Genomic DNA, 23,385 nt, shown 5'->3' with positions numbered 1-23,385 from the left:
CTGTATGAAGTTAACAAAAAGGAAAATAGTTCTTGCGTCACCATTATTGATTATCGCCATTAACTTCGCCATTGCATTTTTGTTTGGAAAGTTCATAGGAAAATGGGCGTTTATACCCATAATATTAATTGAATGGTATCTGTTTGTATTTTTCATTTTGAGATATACTGAAAAAGAAACCCGAACGGCGTGGTTACAAAAATCAAAAGGATCTTTTGGTTGGAATATTTTAGCCCTATTTATTGGAATACTTCCCCTGCCCTTGTTTTTAATGCACTATGAAACACTAGATATTTGGCAAGTTTGGTTGCCTTGGATACTCTTGGCTTTAATTAATCCTTGGATTGAAGAATTCTATTGGCGTGGTCTCCTGTTTGAGTATTCTAAAAACTGGTCAAAATGGATGGCGATACTTTTTACAAGTTTAGTATTTGCATTAAATCACGCAGTTTTCGGGATAAATTCAGAGTTAAATAGTGGTTTAATAGTCATAATTTCGACATTTATTATGGGAATAATTTGGGGATTAGTTTATGAACTCGTTTAAACTTTTATTAAAATAAGAGCAAAAGCTAAATAATGCCAATTCAACCAAGAAGAATCTAATGTATCAAATCGTATTAGTAAGGTTCTAAAACTGTCCATCCAAGCAAATGTACGTTCATTTACAAACCTTTGGTTATAAATATCTTGGTTAAAAAATCGTTTTCTCCCTCTTTTGTTTGTTTTTCTGTTACGCTTGTTCTCAACCATATTAGCAAACATTTTTCTTCTATGTATGGCTCTTCTAAAGTTTTTAGAATCAAAGCCTTTATCCGCATTTTGAATACTGTTTTCTGTACAAATCCCACAATTTTTTAAATCTCTTATCATCTGTGCATACTGTGGAACTATTTGGAAAAGGTCGTTATGGTTTCCACTAATGATTCCTCCATTAGCAATGGGGATACCTTTCCCATCGGTCATAATCAAAATATTAGAAGTCCGTCCTCTTTTCCGATGTTGGTAGGCTACACTTTGTGCCGATTTATTTACCAAACTGTGCGTGCCGTCAAGGTTTAATTTTTCGGTATCCAGTTTATCTTTTTGTATTTCCAAATACGTCTCAAACATCTCTTTAAAAACACCTTTTTCGCTCCACTTTCGATAGTAATAGTAAACTGTTTGCCAAGAAAAAGGTGGCTTACATCCTTCTATATCAACGAATAAAAAACTCCATTGGCAGCCTGTTTTGAGTTTATGGACAATACACTTAAAAATAGCAGTCATATCAAAACTACTGGTAAATCCTCGCTTATTTTTTGGAATAAAGCATAAAATACAATTTTCTTTTAGCTCTTTTTGTAAATTTGTGTACTTGCAGTTCATTGAATTGTAATTTATTGGTGTTCAACTCTAAATTACTAATTATGAACTGCTTGTTTTTATATATAAAAGTTTAAATCACCTCTATAAGAAAACGGATAGTTTAAAGTGGATTATATTGGCTCACTTTTTAGTCGACTTTTTCAATCTTTCAGCAGCTTCATTTTTGGATTTATATGAAAAAGGAAATTGGTAGAATAATAAAATTAATTAAACTCTAATATGTCTGAATATTCATTTTTACATAATTCAAATATTTTTATTCACGTTATTTCAGGCTCAATTGCCATATTACTTGGAATTATAGCTTTGACAATTAAAAAAGGTGGAAAGTGGCATAAAAAAAGTGGTAATTATTTTTTAACACTCTTAATAATTGTTGTGCTAACAGGATTAATTGGGGTTTTTATTTTTAACCGAAATACTTTTTTATTAATAATAACTGTTTTGAGTGCCTATTACGGGTTCTCTGGATATAGGATTTTGCAAACCAAATCTAATAGTCCAAAATTAATTGATATTTCGTTTGCTATTGTTTCGCTTATTTCAGTTTCTTACTTTTTATACTATTTCAAGTCTATCGGGATGTATTGGTCACCAATAATTGTATATAGTACAGTTGGAGCTTTATTAATGATAATTATTTACGATTTTATACGTTATTTAATTCCAAAAAAGACTTACAGAAATATGTGGCTTTTTGAACATATATTCAAAATGATTGGAGCATTTACTGCATTGTTATCTGCATTTTCAGGAACTGTTTTTGAGAATTACCAACCATATAGCCAATTTTTACCTTCAGTTTTTGGTACATTATTACAAATTGGATTTATAGTATATTACGTAAGAAAATTTAAGAAAAGCAGAAAGAGAAAAGAACAAAACGAAGGAATAAAAACGGCACACAACAGTGTATAAAAAACATAGGGCATTTTTGGCTTAACCGAAAAGTCTGTGTTTATTCACAAAATCCGCTAAATATAAAATTTGGTGTTTATAGTAGAAAAGATAAAAGCAAAATATTTATATTTAGCTAAGTAATAAACCGAAACGATAGTGCTTATCACCTGCCCTACGTTTCTTATACTAGACGTTGTGTGTAATTAAACAAGTGAACTACATCAAATTTTACGCGCAAGCCATTTACGCTCTATTACAGAGTAAACCACTTCGGGGCAAGCCACAAGCATTTAGTAAACATTGCATTTCTATTTCAAGAAAAGTCTCTAAGTATTTAATCTCAATTATTGAGTACCAATAAAATAGGGATATCCCTATAAAAACGAAGGTAAACACCCCTTAGAAAATAATACAACTTTTATCATCTTTGAGCAAAGAACAGTTTTACGAGGAGGAACGAGTAGAATATGTGTTTTAGTTAGGCAAAAAAATCCCTGAGCAAGCTCAGGGATTTTTATTTTATTTCTTTATGTTTTTAAGATTAATCACCTCTTGTTTGGTTAAAAATCTCCAACGCCCCCTTGGCAAATCTTTTTTGGTTAAGTTGGCAAACAATACCCTGTCTAGCATTGTTACCTCGTAGCCTAAATGTTCAAAAATACGACGAACAATACGGTTACGTCCACTATGTATACGCACCCCTACTTCTCGTTTAGACGCATTTTCAATATAACTAACTTCATCAACTTCTATAAGTCCATCTTCTAAATGTAATCCTTCTCTAATTTTTAGCATATCGGCCATACTTAATGGCTTATCTAATCCAACATGGTATAACTTAGTTGCACCATTAGACGGGTGCGTAAGTTTTTTAGCCAAATCACCATCGTTAGTAAATAACAATAACCCAGTAGTTGGCCGATCTAATCTACCTACCGGTACTATTCTACTCTTAGTAGCTTTGGCAATTAACTCCATTACTGTTTTACGTGCACGTTCGTCAGACGTTGTTGAAATAAATCCTTTTGGTTTATTAAGCAGTAGATATTCTTTAGCCTCAGGAGTAATCGTTTTACCATCAAACTTTACCTCGTCGGTAAGTAACACTTTGTATCCCATTTCGGTAACTGGTTTCCCATTTACCCAAACACTCCCTGCAGCAATATAAATATCGGCCTCTCTACGACTACAAATTCCAGAGTTGGCTATAAACTTGTTAAGACGTATACCTCCTCCTACTTCCTTTTTCGGAGTTTGGGGTTTTTCATTTAATTGCGGTTTGGTATTTTCCCATCTTTTTTTGATTGGCGCATTCCCTTTGGCAAAACTATTTTTACGTGGTCCTCCTCCTTGTCGCCCTGAATTTTTATCTGACGACTTATCACTTCTACTCATAGATTAAATTTTCAACAAAGATACACAGTTACACTATAAGCAGCAATAAAGTTTATTTTATTATAAAACAATGCCTTAAACACCAACATTACTTTAGTAATAATGTTATTACAAGTAAAATACCACTGCATTTTTAACAGAATTAAAAAAATTAAAAAAATTACGCAACCTTTTACAACCATCGGTATCTACTAATAAGACAAACACAAAAGCAATAAAAGCTTCTGTTTGTTTATAAGTGAAAAATTCATGAGTTTTCTTTTTCAAGAGACTCACAATAAGATTTAAAGTAGTTTGCAAATAAGAGCTGTGCAGCACGCTTAATGATATGAGCTAACTAAAGCATCTTGCATCAATTACCTAGGGTTGTGGGGACAATAAGGGTTATGGTATTACAGAGGCTTTATAAGGTTGTAACTATAAGTAGCACAGCTTTTTTTATGTTGTTATATTATTACACTTTTTAAGCAGATTTGATATAATATTATCAATCTGTTACGGTTTTATTAAAAAATTACACATTTTAGTAATCTTAATTAATTTATACCGTACATTTGTACGTAGAGTAGTTTTTAGCACTATTTATAGTGTATAATACAAGTAGTTTTTTCTTGTACTGCGCAGGAATTGTAAAACATTAGTAAAAGGTTTATACCTTTTTAAATTTGTTAAATATCATCCAGCATGAACTGCGCAGTTTTTTTCTTATCTTTTTAACAACTTTTACCTCTATTTTATTTTTTTGATGAGTTTTAATACACATTAAAAAGCGCATAAAGAATTGCATATGGAACAGCGTTTTTAAAGGAAACTCACTAAAAATATATGTAGAACGCCTTGTACCAAACGTTTCAAAAAAGAACCTTAGTACTGTTTTAACCCGTCTTAAAAAACAGACCAACTGTAAACAAACCGACTCATAATCAATTACATTAATAATATCTTATCCTATTTCTCTACATTTTTCTTAAAAAATTGATTAAAACATTATCGTTTATTAAAAAATATTATTTTTGCTAATAAACCTACCACATAATGAATAAAAGACTAATTGCTATTTCGCTTTTTTCATTGGCTTTTTTAAGCTTACACGCACAAAAAAAACTTAAGATAAGTGATGAACAAATTGCACATGCAAGCGAATTGAAAAAGCAGTTTACAGATGATGACCTTGCTTTGGATTATTTTGAAAACAATATATCTTTTCATTTTAACTCGGGCAAACAACTGGTTGTAGTAACCGAAGCAACTTCTCAAAGTATTTATAACATTGGTAACCGTGCCGATATTCCGATATACGAATTCTACAACAGTGAGTCTGAAATTACGAAGTTTGAGGCTACCCGTTCTGAGAAAAAAAAGAAAATACTTTTAAAAACTAAAGATGAAATTTTTAATAGCAATGGTATTTTTCATCAGGATGTTCTTGTAAAACATTGCGATATAGACTTTCCTTTATTCGGATCTAAATACGATATTTATATTACCAAAAAGTATAAAGACATTAAGTACTTTACTACAATCTCTTTCATGGAGAAGTACCCCATAGAAACTCATAAAATCTATATTAACGTACCGTCTTGGCTTGATATTGAATTTAAGGAAATGAATTTTGAAGGGTTCGATATTCAAAAAACAGTAACCCCAACCAATATCGGTACGCTGTATACTTACACCGCCAAAAACTTACCGGCCCAATACAAGGAAAAAAAGATGCTTGGATACAGCTATATTTATCCGCATTTGTTAGTGTTGGCAAAATCGCAGTCTAAAAACAATAAAAAAGTACGCCTATTTGAGTCTACTGCCGATCAATATGCTTGGTACAAATCGCTTACCGATGAACTAAAAAACAATCATAGTGTTTTTGCGGCTAAAGTAGCAGAGCTTACAAAGGACGCTACTACCGACGAAGAAAAAATTAAAAACATTTTTTACTGGGTACAAGACAACATACGCTACATTGCTTTTGAAGACGGTATTGCCGGTTTTAAACCAGACGAAGCAAGCAACGTATTTACCAACCGCTATGGCGACTGTAAGGGCATGGCGAACCTTACTAAAAACATGCTTACCGAAGCTGGTTTTGATGCCCGCCTTTGTTGGATAGGTACCAACCATATTGCATATGATTATAGTACTCCTAATTTAGCAGTAGATAATCATATGATCTGTGCCGTTAAATACCATGATAGTTTTGTATTTTTAGATGGTACCGAAGATTACAATGTATTTGGCGAATATGCCAACCGTATACAAAACCGACAAGTACTTATTGAAGATGGCGATAACTATATTTTAGAACGCATACCCGATGTAAAGTCTGAGCACAACAAAAATGCTTCTGTAATTCAACTGACCTTAGATGGAGAACAACTTACAGGTAAGGCGCACAAACAATTGCAAGGGGAAAGTAGAACTAGTTTACTACAATATTTTCATACGATTGAGAACAACAATAAAGAAGACTTTTTAAAGTACTTCCTTTCGTTTTACGATAATGGTAATGTATCTATTGCTAATCCGGTTACTTCTGATTTAACCGATAGAGAAGCCAATATTGTAATAGATTATGATATTACCTTAGATAGCTTTGTAACAAGTTACGATAAAGACTTGTACATAACTATGGAGTATGAGAACATCTATTCTTCATACGATTTTGAAAAACGTAAAACCGACTATTCGCTTTACTACAAAAAAAATATTGAAGATGTGGTAGAACTTACCATACCTGCAGGGTACAAAGTAACCTATTTACCAAAGGCTATTGAAATAAACAATCCTGATTTTGCTATATCGTTAGGATACGAGCAAAAAGGAGATAAGGTGGTATACACCAAAAAATTTGCTTTTCACAAAGACAAAATAGCCAAAGAGAACTTTGCCGCCTGGAACGAATTTCACAAACAACTTACCAATATGTATCAGGAAACTATTACCCTGACCAAAATTTAAAACATAACCAATGAAACTGTTTAAACTACTTGCTTTATTGTTGTTACTACCTTGTATAGGTATAGCACAATCGCCTGGGGAAATGAAAAAAGAAGTCGAAAAAGTTTTCTGGGGCGCTAAAGACCAATACAAAGACGCCACAGAGGTACCTGAAAAATGGCAAGGAGAGTCGGCTGTGATTTTATATAAAAATGTAAATTTTGATTATCATAAGTTCGCTAAAAAAGTTACCTATAAATCCTCTATACGTAAGCGCATTAAATTAATGGATGCAGCCTCGGTAGAAAACTACTCTGATTTTTCTTATAAAAAATTCTTTAAGTCTAGCAAAGGTCGCCGTTCTAAAAAGAGCTTTACGCTAGTAGGTGTTAAAATTATTAAACCAGATGGCTCGGTAGAACGTATTGATGTAGATGGCGATGCTGTTCAACAAAACGATAAATACAAAGTAGCTATTAAAAACCTAGAGGTAGGCGATATTATAGATTACTATATTTACGTAGTAGAATCGTTTGTTTCTAAATACGCAGTGAAGTTTAATCCTGAAGAGGAAACCCTTGCAGATGATTATCCGGTAGTAGATTATAAACTATACCTACAAACCGAAAACGACTTTTTTATCACCTTTAAATCATTTAACGGTGCCCCTGAGCTTAAGCAATTAAAGAATGACGAGCGTAACTTACGCCAGTATGAATTGGTAGCGCACGATATTCCTAAATTTGAATCGGAACGTTATATCTTTCCGTTAATACAAATGCCTACGTATAAGTTTCAAACGGTATTTGCGCGTAGCGGAAAGTTTGAAGAAAACACCTATGCTTTTTTACCAAAAGACGAAAGCATTATTAAAAACAACGTAAGCATAGACGAGGTTAAAGCCTTGTATGAAGAATGGTTAGATGTTGGGAAATGGCAGTTTGACCGCTATAAAAAGCAATCATTTTCATCTGATTACAAAAAAGTAATGGATCTCTATTACTTTATGCGTAACTACTACATTACTAAAAATATTTTAGCGTATATAGCGTATGAAAAGGAGTTGGAAGACCCGTATCTAATTGCACAAAAATATCCGGTAACCAGCTTAAATAACGATCGTCATTTTGTAAACATTTTTACCAGCAACCTTAATAAAATGGGCATTGGTTATGATATTTTAGTGGCAAAAAAACGTTATGACGGCCCTATAGATGAACTTCTATTTACATCGAATGTAAACTTGGTTGTAAAAGCCCATACCAATCCGCCGGTGTATGTAGAAATGTTTGATCAGGTATCCGATGCCAACCAGTTAAGTCCGTTACTGGAAGGTACCGATGCTTTCTTACTGGAGTTTAACAAAAAGAAGATTGTTGATATTAAGAAAACCGCTATTCCGGTTTCTACTCCTGAAGACAATGTAACTACCTATGTTGCGGAAATATCGTTAACTGATGACACTAAAGGCGTACAAGTAAAAACGAGTCACAGCGCTATAGGCCACCGTAAAACAGCTATGCAGGAATACTATTTATTTTATGGTGATTACGAAGCAGAAGATGCCCTAAAATATGGTTTAAAACCTTTTGTTGAATATTTTGGATCTAAAAAGAAAAGAGCCCGTTTAGAGGAAGGGTTAAAAGCTATTGAAGATACCTACCGCGAAAAACAAAATGAATGGTTTACCGATGGCGTTAAAGACTTTTACGATTTAGGAGATGAGCTTACCGATTACACCTATAATATTGAGGCTACCGGGCGCTTTGGTAAAGAGCAACCAATGACCTATACCGAAACTTTTAACATTAAAAACAACTTTGTTAAAAAAGCCGGCCCTAACCTAATTATTGAGCTAGGAAAACTAATGGGAAATCAGATACAAATTAAAGATGAGGATAAAACCCGTGATTTAGATGTATACCAAAAGTATCCTAAAACTTTGATTACTGAACTACAATTTAATATCCCTGAAGGGTATGAAGCAAAACCGGTAGACAACCTAAACAAAAAGTTTGAAAACGAAGCCGGATCTTTTACTTGTGAAGCTCGTATAAAGGGCAACCAGGTGATTATGAAAGTAACCGAAATACATGCTCATAATTTTGAAACCGCTGCCAATTGGCCTAAACTGGTAGATATTTTAAATGCTGCCTACGAAGCGTCTAACGCTAAAATATTATTGAGTAAGAAGTAAGAACTATATATGCTAAAATTAAAGCCACATGAAAAACCTTATTTTCCTAGCTATTACAATATGTTTTAGTCTATGAGTAACTGCACAAAAAACTAAAAATACAAGACTACATTATACAGGATCTTTAACTAAAACTGAATTAGCGTTTCTTCAAAAAAATTATCACTGGAAAAGCGACAGCCTCCCTGTGCTTTTAATTTGTTATGTGCAACCCGAAAGTACTTGCCATTATGACCAAAATAAAGTTACCGGAGATTCTAAAAGATGGCAAAAGCAATTTTTTACCAAAGTAAATACCACCAATTGTAAAAGAATACATGTGCATTACAACGGTGAAAAAATAAAGAGAAAAATGGATAACATCTTGTATTTTGATGACGTAGATGATTTTCTTTATAATAATTTCTTTAATCGAAAAAAGAGCTGTCATGCGGTTATGGTTGTAAATAGTTCTGGTGAATATCTGCAATACAATGGTGAATATTCAGAAAATCAACTTAATTCATTTATTACTGCATTAAGTCAAACAAAGTAATTCGTATATAGAGGCTACATATAAAAAAATACTGCCTATATTGCTATTCTAAACGCAATAACCATGTTACATCTAACAATTAAGGCAGATTTTAAAGAGTACATGAAGCTAATGTATTGGCTTATTTATCGTAAAACAGCCATGCAATTGGTTACTTTTATGGGGTTAGGCATGGTTATTATGGCTGTACTTGCCTATTCAGGAATTGTTGTATTAGAAGGCTACAACAACTCGTTACCGCAATTTGTATTAGGTATGGGTATTGCTTTTGTTTTTCCGGCTACACTATATTATACCTTTAAAAAAGGATTTTATAGACCAAACGGATTACACCAAACTATTAACTATGAGTTTACCTATGAAGGGGTAAAAGTACACTCTGACCTTAGTAGCTATGAAGAAGATTACAACCCTACTTATGTGGTGGAAGAGTTTAACTACTGGTTTGTTATTTTCTCAGGAAAAACAGCTTTATACTTTATTCCTAAAAAAGATTTAGGAAGTCATACCGACGAGTTTATCTCCCTAATGGAGAAAAGTGGTATGCGATTAAAGTTGAAGTAATAGCCTTTATAACTAAACCACTACTCAACCCAATCGTCTTCTTCAAATAAATAGAGGGCGTCTCCGGTACCGGTAATCATATTTTCGTTTTGCAAACTTTTTACCACCGTTCGTATTTGTTTTAGTTCGTTTTCTGTATTTACAGGTGGTGTAATGGTACCCCCTAGTCGGCTTTGAGCGTATTGCGCTATGTTATACATAGCATCAAAAATCTCTTCAGGTGCAATAGAGCGCGGTATACTAAACCCAAATACAAGCTCATTGGTAGTTACTTTTCCATCTCTAATATTTTCAGGATTAAAATAACCTTTTGGTGTTGTTGTCCATGCAGACATATACGTTTTAGAAGCATTTTCAAAATCGGTATTATACCAATAAAAATGATTGTTTGCACCATACTGCAACCCTACCGACATCATTACATCCCATACGTCTTTACCCTTGTAAACTCCATCCGCTTTTAATCGAATCACCGCCCATTTGCTGTTTTTATGTATAAACCATGCCATTTTATGAGACACATCTGTAGCTTGTTCAACTGTATAATTATACGTTAGAGAGGCATACGGCAGCTTAGCCAAATTAGCCTCTAATCCTGCTTTGTAATTAATGAGTTGCTGCTTACTGTATCCATCTTTAGAAGCATTAAACTGTACTTTACTGTACAGTTTATACCCAATAGCTAGTTTACGATATATCTCGCGCTGACTCTTTAATACAAAAGGTTGCCAAGTGCTGCTCCCCTCTTTCATTACATATACTTTCTCGCTCGTATCGTCTAACAAATGTAACAGCGTACTCACCTCATCCACAGAAAACGGTTTTCCGCTCTTAGGCACTACAGTAGTAATCCAATCGTATTTAAAGTTAGGATAATCAATAGGTTGTTGTAGCTCGTACACATCCATATCACGAAAACGAGCCGCTGTAAGCTCTTGCTTATCTTCTGATCCGGTATAGGGTATAACTGGCTTTTGAGGAGTAAAATTATAGCTGTTCTTTTCTATTATTTGATTACTAGTAGTACCTGTAGACTCAGGAAAAGATGATGTATTAGATGGCATTACACCACAACCGGTTACACAACAGGCAATACCTATAACAGTAAGAAGAGGAATACGTTTCACAGTTCAAAAGAAATTTGGTTATTACAAAGCATTTAATTTTAGTAAACTACTTCGGGGCAAGCCCACGACTCATTTGGTAAGCATTACATTTCAATTTCGAGACAAGTCGATGCGTATTTAATCTTGATTATCGAGTAATTTACTATAAAACATAATAACAGCATATACCATACCAAAAAATACATTACTCCTTTTCTGAATCTTTCTTTTTCTTCTTCTTCTTATCTTTTTTTTTCTTTTTCTTCTTCTTTTTTTCCACTGCAGCTACCGCCTTTTCCCCATTACGCTCTAGCAAGTCGGACACTTTCATACATAGAGGTGTTTCAATCTCGGAAACCACCTTGGCATCTAAACACAACTTCATGGTGTGAGTATCATTACGCTCCTCTCCCCAAATACCCGTCCAGCATACCTCTAGGGTCGTTTCATCTTTTAAGGTAAATCTAATACTATTTTGCTGAATAGGTTCCCCATCAAAAAGCTGAATCATGGTAAAGGTATTCTTGCGATTCCAGTCTTTATCTATGGCAATGGTTTTACCATCTAAATCTGTCAACTTTTGTACCGTAACAGGGTAGTTAGTAAGCATTACCTCTACCGTTTCATCTACCGCTTCTATAGTAGCAGGCTGGTTAACTAATGTAAGGTTTGGGAAATAAATTTTTAAGACTGTAAATGAATCTGTTACGCGGTGTAAAGCTATTTGTCCGATGGTAGCAGACTCATAGCGCAACTCAGGATAATCATCTGAATAGTAAACAGTTAATTGTTTAAGAGCCATACTGCAAGAGTATTAGTTAATTTGTTGGTTGATCAGACCTCTAAAATAACAAATAAACCACTCCTTTTTCCTTCTCTGTTTTAACATTAAGTTAACAATTCAGGTAGGTCATATAAAAATAAAATCAACACCTATTTACTCAATAATAGAGATTAAATGCTTCGTTGACTTGCCCCGAAGTAGTTTACCTCGTTTTTTATACAACAAGAGGTTGGGTTTATTGTTGAGATGGTAAAAAATAGATAACAAGATTATCGGGATGTGTTCTGAAACCTATACTGATTATGATAGATTAAAAATTGTTTATCAGGGAGAAACCGTTTAGGTAATATAATTTCTTTATCCTCATATCGAAAAAAATACTTTTCCAAAGCTTCTTTATCTTTCTTACTCTTACGCAACTTAGGAGAAACCTTTACCTTATAGTCTGGCGTAATTGTAATTAATCCATCTTCAAATGCTTTATCGTGCAAAGCGTTAATTGCTATTCCATTCCTAGGATTCATTCTATTAACCTCATCCTTACTCCAAGGCATTATATGTCCAGCTATCAAAAGCTCTGGTTGTGATATACCAGTAATACAACACGTAAAATCATAGGAGGCCAGTATAGAACTTCTAAAAAAGGACTGATTGACTCTCGTTTTTACTATTCTTTCTCGGTTCTTTCCTACTGGCAATTGGGTTATATCTATTTGGTTTAGTTCTTCTATTGTGGTTCCTGAATAATTAGCTAGTAATCTCTCACTTTCAAAAGGTAATTCTTCCCAATTATTATAAAACTCATTCCAAATTTCTTTATCCAATTTACTAGAATTAGAAACCCCTTTAATATCTCTAGCTTTCAAACTTGGATCCAAACTAGCAAAGTTTCCAAGCTTTAATGAGACAGAACTAGGCGTTCTACCAATCAAACTAGCTAATTGAATTATCTCAGAATTTCCCTTATGAATTTTCCCAAAAGGAAGCTTACAATACAAATTTATAGCAAGAATAAGTTCTTCTCTAGTCCAAAGCCTTTGCCCTTTTTTCATCTTAATAAAACATAAATCCGTTCCTTTCGTAAATATAATCTTTATTCCCTACAATAAAAAAATATCACCTCCACAACCATAACCGTTTATATGTGGTACAACACACCAATAAATTTATGTTTTAAAAGAAAATATGCTTAAACTAAAGTGAGTTTCCCTAAATCAAATCTCCACCTCATATAACAGCCTTCGCGCAAGCTTACGATTACTACGTTGCTTATATGCATTTCATACACCTCTTTAGGCTCGATTATTAGGTTGGAACTAATGTTTTTCCCCAAGCTACATACAAGTCTCTAATGAAAACCACAGTAATTGCAATTATACAATCCTCATTTTCCTAGTAAATCCGGATACAATATTGGGCTCCAAAGTCAACACTACAAAACCTATAATGCAAAGAGAGAAAAACACCTAGAAAAAATTCTAATTCCACGGGTTAAATTATATGTTTACATATGTAGGCATTTATTTAATAATTGTACTTACCCATTCCCTAAGTCGCATTCACACTTTAGGCACATTCAGCTTAATCCATTGTACAAAATCGGGATTATACTTTAAAAACGACTTCGGTATTTGTAACACCTCCATTTCTTCTACTATTGTGGGATAAATACATATATAGTATTTGGTTAAGCGATACCCTTTTATATTATTAAGAGCTATCTTTTTTTCATTCTTAAAATGGGAAAGAATAATATATTCGTGGGTTACCCACAATATTTTAGCAGACTCCCGTAGTAATACCAAAGTTACACCTAACGCTATTAAAACAATTAAGGACAGAACAATTTTATGCACTTTAGCCATTATAAACACTGCCACCAACACTATCAATATCGTATAGATGTACGGATACCAATTTGGTATTTTATATATTCTCATCTCAATAAAATTACAGTGTAAAAATACAGATTTTGAAAGAAATTAACCCGATTACACTGCAACAAAATAAGTCCTTTGCTATAGCAAAGGACTTTAAAAAACCCGTTATATATAGTCTCTTTTAAAAAGTATAACCTATACCCAGTTCTATCATATGTCTCCGTGTATCATCGGACAATTTTACTACACTCGTAGCATAATGCACATCGGTAAACATATGATCCCAAAACGTATATGTAGCACCTATTTTACCCAAATAATTAGTTTTCTCATAATCATCTGCCACAAAAATTACGTCATCAAAAATAGCCGAAGCACTTAAGGAATATAATAGCTCTGGCCCCACTTGTACTGTAAATTTATCTGTTATTTTATAGCCTACCATTGCATCAAAAGACAACATCACTTCGTTCGCTTCGTACGAGTTCTTATAAGTACCTGTAAGATTTCCATTTGAATTATAGCCATAACTCTCCCAATTTACCTCGGTATTTAGCAAGGTGGTTCCCACTTCGGGTCTAATTATCCATTTTTCAGAAACAGGAATTATTAGAAGAAAAGATCCTCCTTGTCCAAATTTCGCCTTAGAATCCATTGTTACGTAATCAGGATAATTAGTGTATTTAGAAAAGTTAGCAGAAAATCGTGCTCCAAACTGCACTTGAGAAAATACAGGGGCTATTGCCAATAAAAGCAACAACATAAAAAAATAAGTTTTTTTCATTATTTATATCGGTTAGATTGTTGGTGCAAACGTACAAAACAACAAATTTTGTGCATTACGGCAATCCGTACTCATGAGCAAACACCTTACAAAAACCAGAAATAGTTCAGTTAAAAAAGTATCTCCTTATAATAACTCTTTTAGCGTTTTCTGAAGGTTTTACAGCGGTGGTACTATACTAAATACAAAAGCCGAAGCAAGTTTTGCTTCGGCTTTTATATGACGGTTTCTTTACATTTATCTTCTTCTTCGCGATCGTTTCACGTCTATTACATTAAACACCGCAACTAAATCATCCATATATACTTTTTGTAATGGGAAACGAGGATTCAAACTTTTTAAGATAAGCTCTCCAGTTTCCATATTCTGCTTAACAATACGTTTTACCAATAAGCCTTCGGTTTTATGTGCCACTACAAAATCCCATTTATGGATATGCAATCCACTTTTCCATAAATGGCGTTGCACCTCTCTGCACAGAATAAGATCCCCTTCAAACAAACTATCGTACGGTTCTTCTTCGCTCTCCATACTTTCCCCTGTAACCTCAAACGTTAGGTACCTACCTTTATATTCCTTATCTACTTCCCATGGCACTTTTGGTAATACATCCTCAAACGAGTCACGTTCGGTATCCCAATTCGATAAGAAACCTGCCTGCACCCGTTTGCTTACCAAAGGCACCAACATAAAAGTTTCATAGTCGGTCCAGATAAGTTGGTTATGGCTTTTCTTTTCAGCCACTTTGCTTTTCTGGTCGTCTTTCTCATCTGAAAAAAAATACGCAACAGTTACCCCATAATGTTGTGCAATAACCTCCAGATTCTTATATGGAACAGCCACTTTTCCCGATTCATAATTTTGAATAGTACGCAGGCTTACACCTACCACCTCAGCAAGGCTAGATTGACTCTCCTTTTTTTTATTTCGTAACTCTTTAACTTTCAACATAAAACAAAAACATACAATGAATAACGCAAATTATTTTCATATTAAATTTGTTAATACGAAATATTATTGCGTAAATTTGCTTCGTATTCAAATCAAATATACGAAAAAAAATGGTAGGCGTTACAAACGAACATCTTAGCACTGAGGTTTTCCGTAAAATATTACAAGACCTTCACCCGTTAGATAGTAGTCTTGAAAATGTATTTCTGATAGCTGAATGGGGAAAACATAAGATATCTTTATACGCCTTGCCAGAAGACAACTACACACTTATTATAGAAGATTTTGGTTACGAAAGTAAGGGCTTTTGGTACCAGATTACCCCCACCAAAGCACAACTGGAGATATTGGAAAAAGCACTCGAAACTGAGCTGAATCAATTATACAAAATAGATCGTGAAGCCTTTATTTATGAAGAAAGTGAAGATGTACACAACCAAGACATTAACGAAACTTTTAACCATATAAATATAAATTTTTACACCAGCTATTGATATGAAAATACAAGCTAAAAATTTCACCGGACAACTACCTAACGGTAACCGTTACAAAATAGTAGTAACCACTGCTCACGGATTTGTGAATGCGTATCTGTACGAAGAAAAAAACGGCACTTTTTGGGTAGAAAGTGTAGCACAATCTTTATTTAAAAAAGGGTATAGATCCTATTTAGAAGCTTTGCGTAACGTGCTAAACGCTATGCAACGCAGTTACAATCTCTGCTTATTTAAGGATAGAACAAACCTAAATACGCAATAATATTTCGCTATTAGAATTCAGGATTCTGAATTAAAGAACTCATTATCCTGAATTTTGCTCAGCCTCGCATCTGAGTGAGCAAACACTGAATATTAAATCTAAAAATCATTAACATATAAAACTTAAACAAAATGGAATTAAGTGGCAAAATTGACTGTATTACAGTAGAAAACAACAACGGAAACGATAAAAAAGTAGTAACACTTGTAAATGGTCGTGAAATACTATTTGTAGAATTTCAAGGGAAAAACATACAGCTTTTAGACGAGTACCACACCGGAGATGATGTTACGGTACAGGTACGCTTTAACGGAAAGGTATCGGGTCTGGGGCGTAAGTATAACAACATCATTGCCAAACGTATTGCGCTTATAGCTAACTAAAGTAGCGCATTGGGTATTTTGAATTGGTAGAGCCCCATCACCTTGAATTTTGTTCAGGGTCTTATCAAAATAAGTCTACCACAAACTACACTATGATATTTCAGAAAAGCAGATTTATTGCTTTTCAATCGATACTCCTTACAACAAAACTTAAACAAAATGAATTACTACGTTATTACTTCAAGTTTTAACTGGTCATCTATATCTACAAGTTATGCAGATAGCATTTGGGAAATTAATCAGGAATTTGACTTGTCTTCAGTAGGTACTGTTACACTTCCTGCTAATGTAACCTTACGTTTTACCAATAACGGATGCATCTTAAATGCCTCCAATTTTATCGGAGACAATACTTCTATTGAATGTGCATTTCCACAACAAATATTTCAAGATACATCTTTTAGTGGCACTTACCGTTTAGGAACCGTATATCCCGAATGGTTTGGTGTTTACGGAGACGGCAGTGCAGATGATTACCTTGCCTTTGAAAAAGCCTTTGAATTAATGGCTTTATCTACTCCTGTTACAGAAGTACATACCCTAATGCTTTCGCAAGCCTATTATGTAACCAGTACTATTACTCCTCCGTGTAGCATTGAGGTAGTTGGCAAAGACGGGGCAGTGCTAATTGCAAATCATGCCGACTTTGCAAATCTGGCTCTATTAGAAATTGTATATCCTTTTTCAAAAGTTAGCAATATTAAATTATCAAACCCCTATCAATACGTAGCTTATGATGGAGACCGAAACTGCGCTATCTTAATTAAGGCAAGTAATGTAACGGTAGACCATTGTATTATCGAAAAGTTTTTACAAGGAATTACGGTTAGACCTCCTGAAGTAGGTGGTGCAGAGTATATTGACATTATTATTACCAATAACCAAATTTTAGACAACATAGGTGTCTCTAAGGAAGACCGAGGCGATGGTATTACTTTTTGGGGATCATCAGGGGTTATTGCTAATAACATTGTAAAATGTATGGAAGGACAGGATGCCCGAATAGGAATTCATTGTGAAGCTTTAGATACAAACAATATTGATCCTGACTTTTTAAGCTACTCGGTAATTATAGAAGGTAATCTTGTTGAAGGGCCTTTTAGAAGAGGTATTGTAAATGAAGGTTTACAGGGAGTAGTTATCTCTGATAATGTTGTTAATGGTGGAAACACTTGGTGGGGAATTGCTGTATTAGACCAAGCCAACCATACTATTGTAAGTAATAACCACATTCTGTACGACCGAGAAAGCACAAATGATGCAGGAGCTTCATGGAATCCTAAATTCTCAGCTATTAGAATTGGTGGGGGTACCAGAAATCCAAAACACGTAAGTGTTATTGGTAACACTATTCACAACAAAGGGTACGGACACGGTGTTGTAGTCTCTGCAGTTGGAAATAGCGTTAACGGAAATACAGAGTTTATTAAAATTCAAGATAACACTATACAATCTGATATCACATTTACAAGCGAAGAAGGAAAGTTATTTGTTGGTATCCTATTAGAAAACTGTAAAATTATTGAAGCAACTAGTAACTTTGTCGACTCCTATTACAGAGGAATTGACTCTTATAACGTAGAGGATGTTTACATTTTAGACAACAAAATTTACAACTCTGTAACAAGAGGAATTAGACATCAGCTACCAAGTAACTCAGAAAGTATTCAAATTTGTAACAACACTGTTAGATATTCAAACGGTGGAGGTATTGAAGTAGCTAATATTGATAATTTATTATTACGGGGAAATACTATTAACAGTATAAGTGGTACTGCGTTAATGATACAAAGTGTAACCGGTGTTGTGCAAGACAATGTTTTATTTGGCTCTTATGGTAGTCAAAATTACCAGGGAGGTACCAACTCTTTTACATCTATAGACAATACCAATTTAGGTATTTAACAAACTCTAGAAAGGTGAGGCACCTGCCACACCTTTCTTTTAGCAAACTACTTCGCAACAAACCCGAAGCATTTAGTAAGCATGGCATTTCTATTTAGAAACAAGCCTCGAAGCATTTAATCTCAATTATTGAGTAAACAAATTTTCATCTCCCTGAAATTTGTTCAGGGTCACATATGAGTGAGCAAAACATTGAACTTTTAACCTATGAACCAAGACCCTGCATTTTTATTTTACAGTAAAGACTTTTACGAGGGTACCCGACTTATGCTACCCGAAGAAAGAGCTTGCTATATAGACCTTATGATTTACCAACATCAGAAGGGAGCCATCCCAAACAATAGTACACGCTTGCAAATGTATTGTTCGGGTTGTAGTAAAGATACTATTGAACGGGTACTTAACGAGCACTTTAAACTAACGGCTAACGGATGGTTAAACTTACGGTTAGACCATGAGGTAAAGTTACGCTCCTTAGGGCGTCCTAAAAAAATTGCCTCGGCGGTTTTTGCCGGACTCATTTCAGGATCAAAACTTACTAAAAATCAAAAAGAAAAGCTTAAAGCAGCTTTCGATATAAACAATTTTATACTTGAAAATAGCACGCCTATTACCAATGAAACCGACATAAAACAACGGGTACGAAATTGGTTTAACCAAATGGTTAACCAACTGCAAAACAAACGGTCGACAATTTATGAAGATGTAAATGAAATTGAAAATGGAACTAAAGTTGAAATTAAAAAAGAAACAGCGAATGAAAAAATCATGGTATCGCCGTTTGAGAGCAACCAGTTCAGAACACAATGGGAACAGTGGAAAGCATACAAAGCAGAACAGTTTAATTTCAGGTATAGGTCGGCACAAAGTGAACAGGCAGCGCTAGTAGAGCTGGCTAATAAAGCACTACAAAACGAGCAAACAGCCATAGCCATTCTGCACCAAAGCATGGCTAACGGATGGAAAGGTTTCTTTAAACTCAAGCAACAGGCAAAAAATAATGAGCAAGTATTTACCGAAGCCCTGGGAAGCACAGTGGGCAAAAACTTTAGATTTAAGTAAGCAAATTGTAGCCAACCAAGCCAGCTTAGCCAATATGGAAATGGAACTTACCCTACCCCAAACACTGGGTAAACCCACCATACGATCGGTATTTAAAGGCAATAATGGCAGTTTGGGGTTTAGTGTGGTTAGGGTATTGGTTACTCGGTTTATCCATGCATTTGCTTTTAGCACCAAACTAAACGATGCCCAATTGGAAACGCTTACAGTAGATACACTTGAAAATTTTGCCTATGAGAGTTTAGAAGACATCATTCTATTTTTTAAAATGGCGCGCTCAGGAAAGTTTGGTGCCACCAAACGAGGCGTAGATGCCAATCTTATTTTTGGGGAATGGTTTCCCATATATTTAGACCAAAAAGCACAGTTACGAGAACAACAACACCAACAACAAAAAGCACCTAAAAACACCACAACTATGGCCGATGTAGCAAAAACATACCAACAGATTCAGGACAGGAATTTTATGAAATGGGTACACATCTATGTAGATCGTATTACGCTAGACATGGACAGACAAATGCTGGAAGATACCATTACCGACTGGCAACGCGACCCCGCTCGTAAAGAGTATGTACACATTTTAAAACGAAAAAGAAGGAGTGTTGACTAGGTAAAACCATTATCTTATAATATTGCTAAAAAGTAGGTATCTCTGTTATACCCAACGTATCTAAAACCCAAGTGATAGCAAAGCCCCAACGCTGTTGGGGCTTTATTTTTCCTAATCATATTCCTTAAACATTTGTAAAAATCTTAGCAGGCAAAACACCTTACTAAGCATCATTTTGGACGGGAGAAAAAGCCAAAAATCTAAATAATGTATAAAAGGTTATTTAGACTCTTTAAATATAGTACTAAAGCAAATAAAGAGAAAGAATTTACGCCTTACTACCATTATAATCTATTAACCGAATTATTACTAATTATATATCTTTATAAAATTGATTTAATTTTAGGTTTAAAAGGCCTGTGTACCTTGTAATTACTTATACATGTATATTTATTATGAACTTAAACCAAATAACCGTACCCAGTTTAGAGGTAACAGCATCTATTAAGTTTTATAAAATGCTAGGATTGCAACTCATTGTAAAATCGCTGCCTAAATATGCGCGGTTTTTATGTACTAATGGAGGTAGTACGTTTTCTATTCATCAGGTAGAAAGCTTGCCTTCCGGACATGGTATTTGGGTATATTTTGAATGTGATGATGTAGATGCTACTGTTGAAAAACTACAAAGCAAAGGGATTATGTTTGATCAACTCCCTACAGACGAGCCTTGGTTATGGAGGGAAGCTCGTTTAAAAGACCCTGATGGTAATCTGATTGTACTTTACCACGCCGGTGAAAACAGGGCTAACCCACCTTGGCGTATTAACTAAAGAAGAATAAGCATAATCTCTGGGTATACTTAATCTCAATTATTGAGTAAAATCGTATCTTTCGTGCTACAAAAGGACACAGGTTTGCAATGAAGTTTAAAAATAAGAAAAGCGAATACCGGTTGGCTAATAAACAGCTTTGGTACTACTAATATTTATAACCATGGATATGGATACCTATAAAAAATTTGAAACCAAATTAGGCTACTGTCATGTATTACCAGACAGGCTTATACTTACAGAACAAAGTACATTAGTACAACATATTGAAGAATATAAAGAAACCAATAAGTTACCTAAAGCTCATATAAGTTATTTAGCAATTGTGCTGCTCCTTGCACTTAAGAGTTATACAGCTTTTAAAGATTATAAGTTTGTGCGTAGTGGTGCATCTGTAATGGTTATTTTAGGATATATTATATTTATTATTTACAACATAAACATTACAACTACTCCAATGATACCCAAAAAGAGTATTGTAAAAATCAAATTTAAAAAAGGCACTAAATGGCTTACTAGAGCACGCTTAGTAGTGCATTACAAGTCTAAAAAAGGTACGTTAAAAAAACGCTTAATACTGTTCCCAGGAGCCTTATTTAAAGGAGATACTAAAAGTAAAGAAGCTATTGATATTCTTATTAAAGCAAACTACCTTACCGTACACCAAGTTTTATAACATAGCACCTATGACTCAAAAACCAGTTACTATATCTTTAAAGCAATGGGCATTAGCAACGCTTATGCTTATTGCCTTACTATGTACTCAAAATGCAACCGCACAACGTAAAAAGGTTGGCTCTTGGAAACTAGCTCAACATACAACAAGCAGCGATAGCCTTACCATAAAAGGCGCTATGTTTACTAAGGGTGTACTAGGGTGGAAAAAAGTAAATGAACCTGTGCAAGTACAAGTATATTCGGGTAAGCTATTAATTGCAAGTGATTTATTTATAGAAAATCCCGGCACCTTTAATTTACGGGTAAATATAAAAAACATTGAAACAAGTACTATACAGGTAACCTTTAGAGCAGAACACTTCGCGCAGATTGAAATAACATCTTTGCTACCAAAAGATTCCGATTTGGAAATATATACCGAAAAAATATCCTTTAGAGAAAGTAGAGGATATCCTGTAAGAAACTACTAGTTTTTAAAAACAAGTACTCCAACATTAATACAACAGGGGATTGTTGCTGTATCAAAATTGGAGTAAACACTATTTGCAAAAAAGTATATAGATTTTAAAATTTATACCGAATGAATTAAAATAAATTATAAGAATTTAAAGTAAAAGCTACTACGGATATGACTACATACCCGTATGTAACTTTAAACACCCCAAAGAATTTAGTCTATTGAAAGACTTAATCCTCAATTTTTCCCTTAACAAATGTAACAATACTGAAAATCAAAAACTTGTATATTTCTAACAAGCCTTTAAAATGTAGAAAAATTAATAACTTCCTTTGAGTCGAATAAAGCTTCTTGTTGTAAAAATTTGATAAAAGCTGTAGGAGTAAAACCAGTGAAAAATTTAAACTCTTTTACAAAATGTGGCTGGTCGAAATAACCACTATTAATAGCAATATTTGTAAAACTATTATTCGTTTTAAGTATATAATCTAATGATTTACGAAACTTAACCAAGCGTTCTAACTTTTTAGGTGTAATACCAATAACTTTGGTACACAATCTATTTAAATTAATGTAATTAATATCTTTCTCTTTACAGAAAGATGATACAATATCACCCGACACTTCATTAACAATGTACTCATAAAACGATTTAAGCAAGTCGGTTTTACGGGCTCTCTTGGCACAAAACTTAGAAATAAGCTCTTTACGCACTAAGGTTAAAATAGCTTCTATATCGTTAGATAAAAACGTTTCTTTATGGCTATCATAAAAGGTTTCTAAAGCTTCTGATGCTTCTGGCCCATTCTCGGTAATGTTGTACACATCTGCTAACGGATAAAGTCCGTACACGTACAACCTAACACTAAGAAATTTACAGTTGGGTGGCATTTGCAAAACAAATGGTTTTTGCATTACTCCCGAAATTAAAGGCTTATGAGAAACTACATCATTAATAGAAATACCTCTTTCATCCAATGGGAAAAAGATATTTATAAAATTAGAAGCTACAATAATAGGTGTAAATGGATTTTCGTTGGTTTCTATCAACCAGATACGCTCAGCTATCCCCGATAACTCCTCTGGGTTATATACTTTAATATTAACGTTTTGCACAGTTCCTTGTAACTAAATTATTTGGCAACAAAAATTGAAATCATTCTTAATATTAACTAACAACTTTCTATATATCCCCTAATATATTTTGGTTGTTAATACAAAATCCACTTTTAAATTTTTTTTTAAGATAACTAAAAAACTCAAACACTAACGCCATACAGTATAATTTTTTTTATAAAAAACAGTTAACCCATTGAAAATGTGTGTACACCTACTTTTTAAAGAACAAAAACTT

General features: G+C 34.0%; 24 protein-coding genes. 15 read left to right on the top strand and 9 right to left on the bottom strand.

Features of this window, described 5'->3' with window-relative positions:
* The first annotated feature begins 4 nt into the window (after positions 1 to 4).
* Positions 5 to 547, top strand: a complete 543-nt coding sequence (locus NBRC110019_RS10455) for a CPBP family intramembrane glutamic endopeptidase (RefSeq protein ID WP_281754641.1) — start codon at positions 5 to 7, stop codon at positions 545 to 547.
* Here NBRC110019_RS10455 and NBRC110019_RS10450 read toward each other — a convergent pair.
* Positions 544 to 1,368, bottom strand: a complete 825-nt coding sequence (locus NBRC110019_RS10450; protein WP_281754639.1) for an IS5 family transposase — start codon at positions 1,366 to 1,368, stop codon at positions 544 to 546. The two genes, NBRC110019_RS10455 and NBRC110019_RS10450, sit on opposite strands and share 4 nt — an antisense overlap.
* A gap of 219 nt (positions 1,369 to 1,587) precedes the next feature.
* Between NBRC110019_RS10450 and NBRC110019_RS10445 the strand changes: the two genes are divergently transcribed.
* Positions 1,588 to 2,286: a DUF2306 domain-containing protein gene (locus NBRC110019_RS10445; protein WP_281754636.1), complete on the top strand. Its 699-nt coding sequence runs from the start codon at positions 1,588 to 1,590 to the stop codon at positions 2,284 to 2,286.
* A gap of 501 nt (positions 2,287 to 2,787) precedes the next feature.
* Here the strand turns inward: NBRC110019_RS10445 and NBRC110019_RS10440 are convergent.
* Positions 2,788 to 3,663, bottom strand: a complete 876-nt coding sequence (locus tag NBRC110019_RS10440) for a pseudouridine synthase (protein ID WP_281754634.1) — start codon at positions 3,661 to 3,663, stop codon at positions 2,788 to 2,790.
* A gap of 1,035 nt (positions 3,664 to 4,698) precedes the next feature.
* Between NBRC110019_RS10440 and NBRC110019_RS10435 the strand changes: the two genes are divergently transcribed.
* The 4 genes from NBRC110019_RS10435 to NBRC110019_RS10420 all read left to right on the top strand — a co-directional run bounded on the left by NBRC110019_RS10435 (position 4,699) and on the right by NBRC110019_RS10420 (position 9,896).
* Positions 4,699 to 6,621 carry a transglutaminase-like domain-containing protein gene (locus NBRC110019_RS10435; RefSeq protein WP_281754633.1) on the top strand — a complete coding sequence of 641 codons (1,923 nt, stop codon included), beginning with the start codon at positions 4,699 to 4,701 and terminating at the stop codon, positions 6,619 to 6,621.
* A gap of 10 nt (positions 6,622 to 6,631) precedes the next feature.
* Positions 6,632 to 8,797 carry a DUF3858 domain-containing protein gene (locus tag NBRC110019_RS10430; protein WP_281754631.1) on the top strand — a complete coding sequence of 722 codons (2,166 nt, stop codon included), beginning with the start codon at positions 6,632 to 6,634 and terminating at the stop codon, positions 8,795 to 8,797.
* 187 nt (positions 8,798 to 8,984) lie between these two features.
* Entirely contained in the window at positions 8,985 to 9,332 is a 348-nt protein-coding gene (locus NBRC110019_RS10425) for a hypothetical protein (protein ID WP_281754629.1), read from the top strand.
* A 63-nt stretch (positions 9,333 to 9,395) separates the two neighbouring features.
* On the top strand, positions 9,396 to 9,896 hold the full coding sequence (locus NBRC110019_RS10420; RefSeq protein ID WP_281754628.1) for a hypothetical protein: 501 nt from the start codon (positions 9,396 to 9,398) through the stop codon (positions 9,894 to 9,896).
* A gap of 20 nt (positions 9,897 to 9,916) precedes the next feature.
* Here NBRC110019_RS10420 and NBRC110019_RS10415 read toward each other — a convergent pair whose 3' ends face one another.
* The 6 genes from NBRC110019_RS10415 to NBRC110019_RS10390 all read right to left on the bottom strand — a co-directional run bounded on the left by NBRC110019_RS10415 (position 9,917) and on the right by NBRC110019_RS10390 (position 15,401).
* Complete coding sequence (locus tag NBRC110019_RS10415) at positions 9,917 to 11,023, bottom strand: cell division protein ZipA C-terminal FtsZ-binding domain-containing protein (RefSeq protein WP_281754626.1); 1,107 nt, start codon at positions 11,021 to 11,023, stop codon at positions 9,917 to 9,919.
* 184 nt (positions 11,024 to 11,207) lie between these two features.
* Positions 11,208 to 11,804, bottom strand: coding sequence for a hypothetical protein (locus tag NBRC110019_RS10410; protein ID WP_281754624.1), 597 nt, complete (start codon positions 11,802 to 11,804; stop codon positions 11,208 to 11,210).
* 251 nt (positions 11,805 to 12,055) lie between these two features.
* Entirely contained in the window at positions 12,056 to 12,838 is a 783-nt protein-coding gene (locus tag NBRC110019_RS10405; RefSeq protein ID WP_281754623.1) for an HNH endonuclease, read from the bottom strand.
* A 507-nt stretch (positions 12,839 to 13,345) separates the two neighbouring features.
* The gene (locus NBRC110019_RS10400; protein WP_281754621.1) at positions 13,346 to 13,726 is read right to left on the bottom strand and encodes a hypothetical protein; all 381 of its coding nucleotides are present in this window, start codon (positions 13,724 to 13,726) and stop codon (positions 13,346 to 13,348) included.
* Positions 13,727 to 13,847: 121 nt separating this feature from the next.
* The gene (locus tag NBRC110019_RS10395; RefSeq protein WP_281754620.1) at positions 13,848 to 14,450 is read right to left on the bottom strand and encodes an outer membrane beta-barrel protein; all 603 of its coding nucleotides are present in this window, start codon (positions 14,448 to 14,450) and stop codon (positions 13,848 to 13,850) included.
* Positions 14,451 to 14,687: 237 nt separating this feature from the next.
* On the bottom strand, positions 14,688 to 15,401 hold the full coding sequence (locus tag NBRC110019_RS10390) for an XRE family transcriptional regulator (protein ID WP_281754619.1): 714 nt from the start codon (positions 15,399 to 15,401) through the stop codon (positions 14,688 to 14,690).
* Positions 15,402 to 15,511: 110 nt separating this feature from the next.
* On the opposite strand from NBRC110019_RS10390, the gene NBRC110019_RS10385 reads away from it, so the two are divergent.
* The 9 genes from NBRC110019_RS10385 (at position 15,512) to NBRC110019_RS10345 (ending at position 22,044) form a co-directional block, all read left to right on the top strand.
* Positions 15,512 to 15,895 (top strand): hypothetical protein, encoded by a 384-nt coding sequence (locus NBRC110019_RS10385; protein WP_281754618.1) that lies wholly within the window; start codon positions 15,512 to 15,514, stop codon positions 15,893 to 15,895.
* A gap of 1 nt (position 15,896) precedes the next feature.
* Positions 15,897 to 16,160: a hypothetical protein gene (locus NBRC110019_RS10380; RefSeq protein WP_281754616.1), complete on the top strand. Its 264-nt coding sequence runs from the start codon at positions 15,897 to 15,899 to the stop codon at positions 16,158 to 16,160.
* Positions 16,161 to 16,291: 131 nt separating this feature from the next.
* The gene (locus NBRC110019_RS10375; RefSeq protein WP_281754615.1) at positions 16,292 to 16,543 is read left to right on the top strand and encodes a hypothetical protein; all 252 of its coding nucleotides are present in this window, start codon (positions 16,292 to 16,294) and stop codon (positions 16,541 to 16,543) included.
* Between the two features lie 159 nt (positions 16,544 to 16,702).
* Complete coding sequence (locus NBRC110019_RS10370; RefSeq protein ID WP_281754613.1) at positions 16,703 to 18,448, top strand: right-handed parallel beta-helix repeat-containing protein; 1,746 nt, start codon at positions 16,703 to 16,705, stop codon at positions 18,446 to 18,448.
* 207 nt (positions 18,449 to 18,655) lie between these two features.
* Positions 18,656 to 19,510, top strand: coding sequence for a phage replication initiator YdaU family protein (locus NBRC110019_RS10365; protein WP_281754611.1), 855 nt, complete (start codon positions 18,656 to 18,658; stop codon positions 19,508 to 19,510).
* Complete coding sequence (locus tag NBRC110019_RS10360) at positions 19,449 to 20,123, top strand: hypothetical protein (protein WP_281754609.1); 675 nt, start codon at positions 19,449 to 19,451, stop codon at positions 20,121 to 20,123. Before NBRC110019_RS10365 ends, NBRC110019_RS10360 begins: the two co-directional genes overlap by 62 nt.
* A 395-nt stretch (positions 20,124 to 20,518) precedes the next feature.
* On the top strand, positions 20,519 to 20,896 hold the full coding sequence (locus tag NBRC110019_RS10355) for a VOC family protein (protein WP_281754607.1): 378 nt from the start codon (positions 20,519 to 20,521) through the stop codon (positions 20,894 to 20,896).
* Between the two features lie 139 nt (positions 20,897 to 21,035).
* Positions 21,036 to 21,572: a hypothetical protein gene (locus NBRC110019_RS10350; RefSeq protein WP_281754604.1), complete on the top strand. Its 537-nt coding sequence runs from the start codon at positions 21,036 to 21,038 to the stop codon at positions 21,570 to 21,572.
* A 10-nt stretch (positions 21,573 to 21,582) separates the two neighbouring features.
* Positions 21,583 to 22,044, top strand: a complete 462-nt coding sequence (locus NBRC110019_RS10345; protein WP_281754603.1) for a hypothetical protein — start codon at positions 21,583 to 21,585, stop codon at positions 22,042 to 22,044.
* A 290-nt stretch (positions 22,045 to 22,334) separates the two neighbouring features.
* Here NBRC110019_RS10345 and NBRC110019_RS10340 read toward each other — a convergent pair whose 3' ends face one another.
* On the bottom strand, positions 22,335 to 23,147 hold the full coding sequence (locus NBRC110019_RS10340; protein WP_281754600.1) for a helix-turn-helix domain-containing protein: 813 nt from the start codon (positions 23,145 to 23,147) through the stop codon (positions 22,335 to 22,337).
* Between the last annotated feature and the right edge of the window lie 238 nt (positions 23,148 to 23,385).

Origin of the sequence: Neptunitalea chrysea (genome assembly GCF_027924145.1) — a bacterium.
Lineage (GTDB): Bacteria > Bacteroidota > Bacteroidia > Flavobacteriales > Flavobacteriaceae > Neptunitalea > Neptunitalea chrysea.
Note: the sequence above shows the minus strand (reverse complement) of the source record. Positions and strands in the feature narration are given on the sequence as shown.